Source organism: Nostoc sp. (assembly GCF_036919495.1).
In the GTDB taxonomy this organism is placed as follows: Bacteria; Cyanobacteriota; Cyanobacteriia; order Cyanobacteriales; family Nostocaceae; genus Nostoc.
Map to the genome: position 1 here is coordinate 1 of NZ_JBALBZ010000033.1, position 8425 is coordinate 8425.

Sequence of the window (8425 nt, forward strand, 5' to 3'; positions counted from 1 at the left end):
TCTTATTGACAAAACTAGACCTATCTTTTTCTACCATAAATTGCTGCTTTCTTTATCTCATAAGCTTTTTAGCCTATTTTGTCGCCCCGTCAGAACCTGCTCGATAGCTGCGGCGATCGCCTCATCAGGCTTTTTCGGGTTAATTTTCTGCAAAGCACTATAAAGGCGCTGATACAAGTCGCAACCCACAATTAAGATGCGTTGACCCTTTTCCGCCATAGAGGCGAGGGTATTTTGGGAGGTAGTAGATTTACCGATACCACCTTTACCGTAGAAAGCAATTTGTCTAATTTTTCCGTCGGACATGATGATTAATCCTGTAATTGTTTGTTTGCTGGATCTGTCGGTTTATGAGGCAATTGTGCTGTAATTTTACAGCAGTGACCTTATATAGAACGTCGTTGGAGGTGCTCGTTCTACAGCAAAAAGAGTCCGAAGAAAGAACATATTCAAGTTGTGGTCAGTTTTCGTTGGTCATTAGTCATTGTTTTTTCTGACTAATGGCTAGAGCAATAAGACATCACTCAAGGAATATTGCAAGTATTACCATCCGCTCACTCAAATGATTTCTCTAGCGGTAGTAATACCAATTGGAAAAAAGAAAGCTACAGATTCCAAGCCGGAAACTCAAATTGAAATCCGAATTACGAATTGAGCATTATCAGTTGTTGTAATCACAAAGAAGGTTGCTCATACCTAAAGAGTGGTTGCAGTAGGATTTAAATTTACGCCAAGTTTTCCCTAAACCACACAACCAACCATTGCAATCCACTCTAAACAGTCGCTACAACTTCCCCGATTTTGCTGATATCGTAACCGCCGAGAATTTCAAATTGGGAGTGAACCATCCGATGTCCCAAAGTACTGAGTAACTGCTGTACTGATGCTTCTTCTAAATATTCCTTGAGAATCACCAAATCATATCGTGACTGATGTAAAGGGATAAATCCCAGCCCAAAAGCGGTAGCTATAGATGCCGTACTCATCCCAGCATCGGCAACTCCTCCGACTACAGCTTGGGCAACATCTTGGTGACTTTTGAGTATATTGTCAAAGCCCTGAACAGCATCGAACGGTATCTGTTCGTTTTTGAGTGTTTGTTCCAAAAGCATCCGACTACCAGAACCTATTTCGCGGTTAACAATAGTCGCTCCCCCAGCAACTAAGTCACTAACTGTTCTAATTCCCATTGGGTTCCCTGACTTTAATAAAAGTCCCTCCTCCCAGACACCAAGGGTAATCAGAACTGCTTCCCTCCCAGCCAAAACATCTCGAACAAAGGGAGTATTATACTCACCAGTTTCAGGATCATACAGATGCATCCCAGCAATGTGCGCCTCACCTCTGCATAAACTGTGCAATGCAGCCATGCTATTGGCGAAGTTATATTGGACTCGCAGTTGGGGATGCCAGCGTTCGGTGGCTCTTGCTGCGTGCTCCACTCTCAAATCTCAAATCTCAAGCAAACTTATCCTAGTTGTGGTTAGACTTGTTGTCGATTGTCACTCAAGAACAATAATCTAGTAAACCTGATTTTTCTGCAATATTCAATCTGCAAAAAATTAGGAGTACCAATCTTCACCGCAGCTTCGTTATTTTTGAAGCTTGCCAAAACCTTATGAATCAACCATGCTTACATCCAGATGATTTACCTTCACCCCAAACAATCAAGCTGAGTGAAATACTATTCAGACAGCTTGAAGAAGCAACGAAAAAAAGCTTTTTCCTAGCGTGCAATCGCATGACACGTATTTTGTTATCGAGTTGTCATTGGTATTTCCAAATCAATAGTGGCGTTTTGACGTTGATCTTGATTTGTAATAATATGGAAAGCTATCGCAATATCATGAAAGCTGTTCCCCAATTTGCCGACCACTTAAAACAGTTTGCCAATAGAGCTAAAATTACTGTCAGTTCTCCAGTTGACAAAGGTATACCGTGGGTACTCAGCATAGATAATGTCTTACCTTAAGGAGACTTACCTAGTACCTGATAGATAAACTAGAATTTCTTCTAGGAAAATCATCATTTCATTTGCATCAATCATCAAATAGACTGCTGGTGTGTTGCGTGACTCTACACTCCAAATTAATAGCGGTCTCTGATGTCATTCACCAATACTATAAGCGCTCTTTTATGTCTCTGGTGAGAAAAAAATGCTCTTATTTCCTTAGATTCTTTAAATTCCTTGAAGGCTATCAACAATGCAGGCACTCTTGTGTCGAAAATATTGGGAAACAATAAAATAATTCACGGTGGCAGAATTTTTAAAGCCATCACGTTTCACCTTCTTGAAACGCTAACTCCAACGAAAATGGTAGGCATCCAGGATCGACAGCCGCCCACTCATTGGCTTCTGCAATTAGAGTTTTGTTACCTGAATCGAGATAAAATTGCATTTTGGCACTCTGCTTGTATAATAATATCTGAAAAACTTAATAGACTCATCCTTAATATAAACATCATGGGATAATCAAAAAGATACTGAAAGTTAGGTGCATCAAGAATGACCAGTCCTTTGACAAGAATCGAATCACATCCCCACGAATCTAAACGATTAATTGGAATTAATTATGACCAGTTTTTAGCATTGGTAGCTTTGGCAGAGCAAAGGCATATAGAGAAACAGGCAGAAATTGAAAAAAATCAAACTCGTATTATTGCTAAGGGAGGTGGACGCAAACCAGAGATTTCACCCAAAGAAGGAATATGCTTATGTCTAGTTTACCTCAGACAAAAACCAATTTTTGAGGTTTTAGGTTTACTCTTTGACATTTCCAAAACTAAAGCAAATGATGCCTTTAATTATTGGGTAGATATCTTGAGAGAAATTTTACCAGCATCTCAAATAGAGGAAGTTGAATCAGACAGTCAGAAATATCAAGAATTACAGCGAATACTGTCCGAATACGAATTAATCGTCGATAGTTGTCCTTGAATGCTTTCAAACACCCATTTCCTCGTCGGCTAAGATAGCGATCGCCTATTGAATCCAAATTCCTAAAACCCATTCACTGTAAGCATTTACGATTTGCGGATGAGTCTATTAAAATAGCAGTAGACATCGAACGCAAAATTCTTGCAGGTGGTGGCGTTCGCCATTACGAATGTGAACAAGAGTTACTCAAAGACGGTAGCAGACAACGAGATATTTGGGGTGTGGATTGGTCTGTTTTCACTCAGGAAATCGTGTTTGAGTCAATCATCAACATTCGCCCAAGCCAGAATAACCGTAGTATGATAATACAGTCTAACTAAATTCGAGAACAAGTTAGCCAAATTACCAAGCAATTGCTAGGAGGATTGTAATGCCTAACTGGAGTGCAATTGAAGCGAGTTTTTTACGTCAACCCCACGTGCAACAATTAGGAGAATTAGCAGCTAGTTTAGCACGCCTTAACTCTTGGTCACAAAAGAGTGCAATTCGTGAATTAGTTCCAATATTGTTGTCAGAAAGTTTCTTGTACGTGTCTTTAATACAACAGAAAAGTGAAATAAATAATGTTGAATTAAATCAACTCCAAGACTTATTACAAAACTGGATCAATGTTTGGGACAAATCAATGGAAATTACAGATATTGCATCTGTTGCATCTACTTGGTCACAGCGAGTATTGGAGATGTCGGGTTTGCTAGCTTCTGAATCTATGAGTGCATAGTCTTAAGTAATGCGCTTGACCACTGCGATCAGCTACGCTGGGCGGTTACGCCATCGCTCCTTGGTAAATACTGCTGTATCAAGAGTCGGCAGTCGCCTCATCATCAGCGGTAGAGTATTTGGAGGTATAGCAATAAAATAATTATTTTTGCTTGGTAATTAATTATATTTTGCTACGGAATTATGAGAATACTACACAGCAATTTGCTCCCAGCTATAATTCTCCTCAAGAATATCTATTTCATCTTGAGATAGTATTTTAGGTTGCATTTGGTGGAGATAATGCAGCAGAATTTTGACATCCTCATTATTAAACTTATAATACTCAGCTAAACCTCTGATGGGATAATTAAAGCCCTGATGGGGGTGTTTGAAATACAGTTCAATATTCCCTCTATGCTCCCAAATTCCTAATACTTTAATAGCAACACTCGAATAATGAGCAAGTAAATCAATTTTTACTTCTGCTACTCGCTTGACAACGGATCTTTGGGTTACTCCTATCTTGTACAAAATGCCAATATTAGTTTCAATCTCTAAAAAATACAGACTAAATCATTCCCAAATAAAGATTGTTGATTTCTCATACATCCATTTCCTTATCAACAATAAAGTTGATTTTGATCACAGATGCAATCGTCGTCAACCGCTATGCTTCCCCACCCTACTAAGAGTTGTTCGCGTAGCGTCTCGCAGAGAGGGTGGGGACTGCCACGTGTAGTTCCATTTTTTATTCCTGAACCACCAACTCTTGCAGTAAGGCATCATTTATCCTTTGTGCCTCTTTTCCAATACTTTCCTTAATGTCAAAAGCCTGCTGCACCACAGCTTGAACTGACTCTGGCAATGATTCAAATTTTTCCGAATTGAGTATAACGATGCGGCAACCTGGGTAAGGCATAAAATCAGTAAAGGGTTCCATTCCCGATGTAATCAGAGTTTTGCTAAGTTGCGCGATGGGATGATGAGGCTTTTGGTTGTCCTCACTGCGGTTGATTTCTGATGCCATGTAATCGCAAAACCAACTCAAAGTGTCAATATCTTTCTGCAATGCTGTCAAAATCCCTGTTACTACTTGTTGGTTGAGGTTGACAGATAGATAATCAAAGCTGCTGTCTAAGGCTTCTGGGTGTCGCTTGTGGCAATAACGCACCGCAGATTCAATAAGTTTATCGATTTTAGTAGGTTGAGATTGCCCAAATCTCTTTGCACACATGGCACTGCCTCAAAATTTACGTGCTGGAAGACGCGATTTTAACAGAATTAGTGGGGCGATGAGCAGGAACTGGGAGTACATTTATTATCGTTGATTACTTAAGTAAACCGCACCTAAGTGCGATCGCTTGCAGACGCGATCATTGTCTAGCAAAATTCTGACGAATAGCAATCAGACTGGTGTGTGTAACAACCGACCATTATTAGACGTGCATAACGAACGCTTGCTAAAAGTTGTCTCTTGAATTGGCAGAGGTATTTGACCATTACGATAAGAAGACTTGATTTTGGATGATTTTCCATGATAATCTACGTATACCTCTTAAAATACTGTTTCTCGATAGCCTTATCGCAAAATAGTATATTGTATTTTTTATAAAGTCATAGTTGGCAGAAGTAATTCCAAAACTGTCTTGAGAGAAAACTTATGGTCATTACACAAAGACGTAAACTTGGACGTTCAGAACTAGAAGTATCGCCACTATCTTTTGGTGGCAACGTGTTTGGCTGGACTATTGATGAAAATAGTTCATTTGAGATTTTAGATCACTTTATAGCGGCTGGAGGTAATTTTATTGACACAGCTGATGTTTATTCCAAATGGGTTGCGGGAAATATTGGTGGAGAGTCTGAGACAATTTTAGGAAAATGGCTCAAGCAGCGTGGTCATCGTGACCAAGTGGTGATTGCAACTAAAGTTGGCAACGATATGGGTGTTAAAGGTAAAGGGCTTTCTCGTAAACACATTCAACAAGCTGTTGAAGACTCGTTGCAAAGGTTACAAACTGATTATATTGATCTATATCAATCGCATATCGACGATGAAAACACTCCACTTGAAGAAACCCTTGAAACCTACGCAGAATTGATTCGTCAGGGAAAAGTACGTGCGATTGGTGCTTCCAACTATAGTGCAGAGCGTTTATTACAGGCATTAGAAATTAGCCGTCAGCATGGTTCTCTTCGCTACGAAAGCCTTCAGCCCCGTTATAACTTGTATGACCGAGATGGTTATGAGCAGGATTTACAACAAATTTCTCAAGAACAGGAAATTGGTGTGATTAGCTATTCTTCTCTGTGCAGCGGCTTTCTCTCTGGTAAATATCGCTCAGAAGAAGATTTGTCTATTAGTCTCCGTGGTAGTTCTGTAAAAAGATATTTAAACCCTCGTGGTTTGCGAATTTTAAAGGCAATTGATCAGGTGGCAAAGACTTATAATTCTACTCCCACCCAAGTTTCTCTGGCATGGCTGATTGCTAATCCTACCATTACCGCACCTATTGTTAGTGCAACAAAGGTTGAGCAACTCAACGATATCATCAAAGCTGTCAATCTTCATCTCGACCAAGATGCTATTGACCTTCTTAATCAAGCCAGTTCCTCAAACAGCTAGTACCGCTACCTTGTCAGTCAATAGTCAACAGTTATTCCCCCCAAGAATTTAATTATAGTCATGGTGCTGATTTATCCACTCCTGCACAGTCTTCTGGTTGAGTCGATGGGGGATATTATTCCCCGCACCTCTCAGTTAAATCTGGGCGTGCGACTTTCACCGCACCCAGCTTCCGATGTTCTTAGCTTGCGCTTTTGCTCATGTGTTTGTAATCGTGGCAACTCTCATGAATTGCTTCAAGGTTATTTTTCTTCCAGTTGGCGTGATTTCCGTCGATGTGGTGCAAATGTACCTTTTCTTCATCAATGAACTTCAGACCGCAAGAAGCACATCTATGGTTTTGCTTCTTAAGAGCAATAGATGTTTCACCGTCGTAGAGCTTACTTTTACGTTCGCTCCAGTAGGCTATATTTCCGTCATAGGGGGATTTTATTCCTTGAACCATGACGTGTTTATTTTCGGAGTAAGGAACCTTTGGGAATGCCTTTTTTATTAGCTCCTGACATGAGTGGCGTGTTTGCTTGGTTTCCTTGTTGAATACCGTGTAGGCTCTTTTTTCAATGTGATATAACGAGTTTCTAGACCCGTCCATCTTGCAGAACTTATGGTAATTTCTCCAACCTCTAACTACTGGGGCTAATTTCTCAGCCTTTGTGGTAGCACCATAATTCGAGTTGTTGACGACGTGTTTTACTTTCTTACGGAACGCTTTAAAGTTATCCACTGATGGGATACTTCTAAACTTTCCGTTTTTCTGGACTTTAAAATGCCATCCGAGGAAATCAAACCCATCTGTCGCGGCGGTGACTTTGGTTTTCTTTTGGCTTACATTCATTCCGCGTTTGCGGAGGAACTCGCTGATTCTTTCAAGTATCTCTGTCGCATCATCTTCGGGTCGGAGTATAATAACCATGTCATCCGCGTATCGGATTGATGGCTCGGCAATTCGTTCTGCCGATGTTTTGGGTGTAATCCTTTTACCATCTCTGTATTGAGAGTGGTATCTGTGTATACTCTCAATTCCGTTGAGTGCAATATTTGCTAGTAATGGGCTGACCACTCCCCCTTGGGGTGTACCCTGTTCGGGGAATTCTGGGTTAACTCCTGTCTTGAGGCATCGGAAGATACCGAGTTTTAAGCCTTTTGGGGCAATGAGTTCGTCCATTATTGCTGAGTGATTAATCCTATCGAAGCATTTTTCGATATCGAGTTCTATAACTCGTTTCTCTATTCCATTGACTCTGGAGTTGAGGTTGTTGTAGATGTATATTTGTGCATCATGAGCAGAGCGCCCTGTTCTAAACCCGTAACTCCTGGAATGGAAAGTGGCTTCGTGTGCTGGTTCGAGTGCATATTTTGCTAGGCATTGCCAAGCTCTGTCCGCGATGGTAGGTATCTTGAGCATTCTGGTTGTCCCGTCCTTTTTAGGGATGGGGATTTCCCGTAGTCCTTGGTGCTTCCAATTTCCACTATTCATTTTCAGTAGTTCTTCAAGGTTGAAGCGTTCTTCAAATGAAAGGGATTTCTTACCATCAACTCCAGCCGTCTTTTTACCAGCATTTAGCTGAGATACAAGTCTAATTGCAAGAAATCGAGCCGAGGTGGATTTTAGAATAAGCTTTTGGAGTGACCTAGCTTTCCGCTTGTCTCCAACTTGAATAGCTTTGTACACGCGCTTTTGGAGGCGGAAAAGATTTCGGCGGAATTTCTTCCACGGTAGGGCTTTCCAAGATTCACTAGTTTTATAACTGTGTCTAATCATTTTCTCTTCTCTAGTTTGTGTATTCTGAACACCTCGCAACAATTACGTTGCGTCCTACCCGAATCAAAGGAATTCCGTATCCCGTCTTACCTACCTGGGGTTCGACTTCCCCAAGACCTTTGACTCGTTTTTATTCGTTCCCTCGGAGAGATTGATTGTTCCGTTAGGTGTGGTCAATTCAACCACTGGATTCCTTGGACTCTTACCGCTATTAGATAAAGATGCGGCGGGAGTTAATTCTCCAGTGGAGTCAGGGGTTTTGTGTTGCGCCCTGCTCTTGGGTAGGTTGTTTTTATAGACCCGGTTGTCGGGTAAGGTTCGAGAGTCACCTCTCTCTCCTCCCCTAAGAACCGGACATGAGACTTTCGCACTCATCCGGCTCAAGCCTTACTTCAAA

At 41.0% G+C, this 8425-nt stretch carries 12 protein-coding genes and 1 pseudogene; 6 read left to right on the forward strand and 7 right to left on the reverse strand.

Annotation, left to right across the window (positions count from 1 at the left end; genetic code table 11):
• Positions 1-57: 57 nt before the first annotated feature.
• The gene (locus tag V7K25_RS04740; RefSeq protein WP_335155538.1) at positions 58-306 is read right to left on the reverse strand and encodes an AAA family ATPase; all 249 of its coding nucleotides are present in this window, start codon (positions 304-306) and stop codon (positions 58-60) included.
• A gap of 467 nt (positions 307-773) precedes the next feature.
• Positions 774-1430 (reverse strand): annotated as a pseudogene (locus V7K25_RS04745) (substrate-binding domain-containing protein); the annotation flags it as partial.
• Positions 1431-1618: 188 nt separating this feature from the next.
• On the opposite strand from V7K25_RS04745, the gene V7K25_RS04750 reads away from it, so the two are divergent.
• On the forward strand, positions 1619-1972 hold the full coding sequence (locus tag V7K25_RS04750; protein ID WP_335155540.1) for a hypothetical protein: 354 nt from the start codon (positions 1619-1621) through the stop codon (positions 1970-1972).
• Between the two features lie 304 nt (positions 1973-2276).
• Here the strand turns inward: V7K25_RS04750 and V7K25_RS04755 are convergent, their stop codons facing one another.
• Positions 2277-2399 (reverse strand): hypothetical protein, encoded by a 123-nt coding sequence (locus V7K25_RS04755; RefSeq protein ID WP_335155542.1) that lies wholly within the window; start codon positions 2397-2399, stop codon positions 2277-2279.
• 107 nt (positions 2400-2506) lie between these two features.
• On the opposite strand from V7K25_RS04755, the gene V7K25_RS04760 reads away from it, so the two are divergent.
• Genes V7K25_RS04760 through V7K25_RS04775 form a run of 4 tightly spaced genes read left to right on the forward strand, consistent with a single transcriptional unit; the run spans position 2507 to position 3800 of the window.
• Positions 2507-2938, forward strand: coding sequence for a helix-turn-helix domain-containing protein (locus V7K25_RS04760; RefSeq protein WP_335155544.1), 432 nt, complete (start codon positions 2507-2509; stop codon positions 2936-2938).
• A 47-nt stretch (positions 2939-2985) separates the two neighbouring features.
• Entirely contained in the window at positions 2986-3258 is a 273-nt protein-coding gene (locus tag V7K25_RS04765; protein WP_335155560.1) for a DUF5674 family protein, read from the forward strand.
• A 50-nt stretch (positions 3259-3308) separates the two neighbouring features.
• Positions 3309-3659, forward strand: coding sequence for a hypothetical protein (locus V7K25_RS04770; protein WP_335155546.1), 351 nt, complete (start codon positions 3309-3311; stop codon positions 3657-3659).
• Between the two features lie 9 nt (positions 3660-3668).
• Entirely contained in the window at positions 3669-3800 is a 132-nt protein-coding gene (locus V7K25_RS04775) for a hypothetical protein (RefSeq protein WP_335155548.1), read from the forward strand.
• Positions 3801-3850: 50 nt separating this feature from the next.
• Here V7K25_RS04775 and V7K25_RS04780 read toward each other — a convergent pair whose 3' ends face one another.
• A complete protein-coding gene (locus V7K25_RS04780; RefSeq protein ID WP_335155550.1) occupies positions 3851-4171 on the reverse strand; it encodes a hypothetical protein in 321 nt (106 codons plus the stop codon).
• A gap of 217 nt (positions 4172-4388) precedes the next feature.
• Positions 4389-4874 carry a hypothetical protein gene (locus V7K25_RS04785; protein ID WP_335155552.1) on the reverse strand — a complete coding sequence of 162 codons (486 nt, stop codon included), beginning with the start codon at positions 4872-4874 and terminating at the stop codon, positions 4389-4391.
• A gap of 426 nt (positions 4875-5300) precedes the next feature.
• Between V7K25_RS04785 and V7K25_RS04790 the strand changes: the two genes are divergently transcribed.
• Positions 5301-6266, forward strand: a complete 966-nt coding sequence (locus V7K25_RS04790; RefSeq protein WP_335155554.1) for an aldo/keto reductase — start codon at positions 5301-5303, stop codon at positions 6264-6266.
• A 181-nt stretch (positions 6267-6447) separates the two neighbouring features.
• On the opposite strand, the gene V7K25_RS04795 is transcribed toward V7K25_RS04790, so the two are convergent.
• Together V7K25_RS04795 and V7K25_RS04800 are read right to left on the reverse strand one after the other, a co-directional pair.
• Positions 6448-8028: a group II intron reverse transcriptase/maturase gene (locus tag V7K25_RS04795; RefSeq protein WP_335155556.1), complete on the reverse strand. Its 1581-nt coding sequence runs from the start codon at positions 8026-8028 to the stop codon at positions 6448-6450.
• Positions 8029-8118: 90 nt separating this feature from the next.
• Positions 8119-8403 carry a hypothetical protein gene (locus tag V7K25_RS04800; protein WP_335155558.1) on the reverse strand — a complete coding sequence of 95 codons (285 nt, stop codon included), beginning with the start codon at positions 8401-8403 and terminating at the stop codon, positions 8119-8121.
• Between the last annotated feature and the right edge of the window lie 22 nt (positions 8404-8425).

Bases quoted from the DNA above. Each gene is read 5' to 3' on its own strand.
- V7K25_RS04800 (WP_335155558.1), bottom strand. From the start codon at position 8,403: ATGAGTGCGAAAGTCTCATGTCCGGTTCTTAGGGGAGGAGAGAGAGGT.
- V7K25_RS04750 (WP_335155540.1), top strand. From the start codon at position 1,619: ATGAATCAACCATGCTTACATCCAGATGATTTACCTTCACCCCAAACA.
- V7K25_RS04760 (WP_335155544.1), top strand. From the start codon at position 2,507: ATGACCAGTCCTTTGACAAGAATCGAATCACATCCCCACGAATCTAAA.
- V7K25_RS04795 (WP_335155556.1), bottom strand. From the start codon at position 8,028: ATGATTAGACACAGTTATAAAACTAGTGAATCTTGGAAAGCCCTACCG.
- V7K25_RS04790 (WP_335155554.1), top strand. From the start codon at position 5,301: ATGGTCATTACACAAAGACGTAAACTTGGACGTTCAGAACTAGAAGTA.
- V7K25_RS04775 (WP_335155548.1), top strand. From the start codon at position 3,669: ATGCGCTTGACCACTGCGATCAGCTACGCTGGGCGGTTACGCCATCGC.
- V7K25_RS04770 (WP_335155546.1), top strand. From the start codon at position 3,309: ATGCCTAACTGGAGTGCAATTGAAGCGAGTTTTTTACGTCAACCCCAC.
- V7K25_RS04740 (WP_335155538.1), bottom strand. From the start codon at position 306: ATGTCCGACGGAAAAATTAGACAAATTGCTTTCTACGGTAAAGGTGGT.
- V7K25_RS04755 (WP_335155542.1), bottom strand. From the start codon at position 2,399: ATGCAATTTTATCTCGATTCAGGTAACAAAACTCTAATTGCAGAAGCC.
- V7K25_RS04785 (WP_335155552.1), bottom strand. From the start codon at position 4,874: ATGTGTGCAAAGAGATTTGGGCAATCTCAACCTACTAAAATCGATAAA.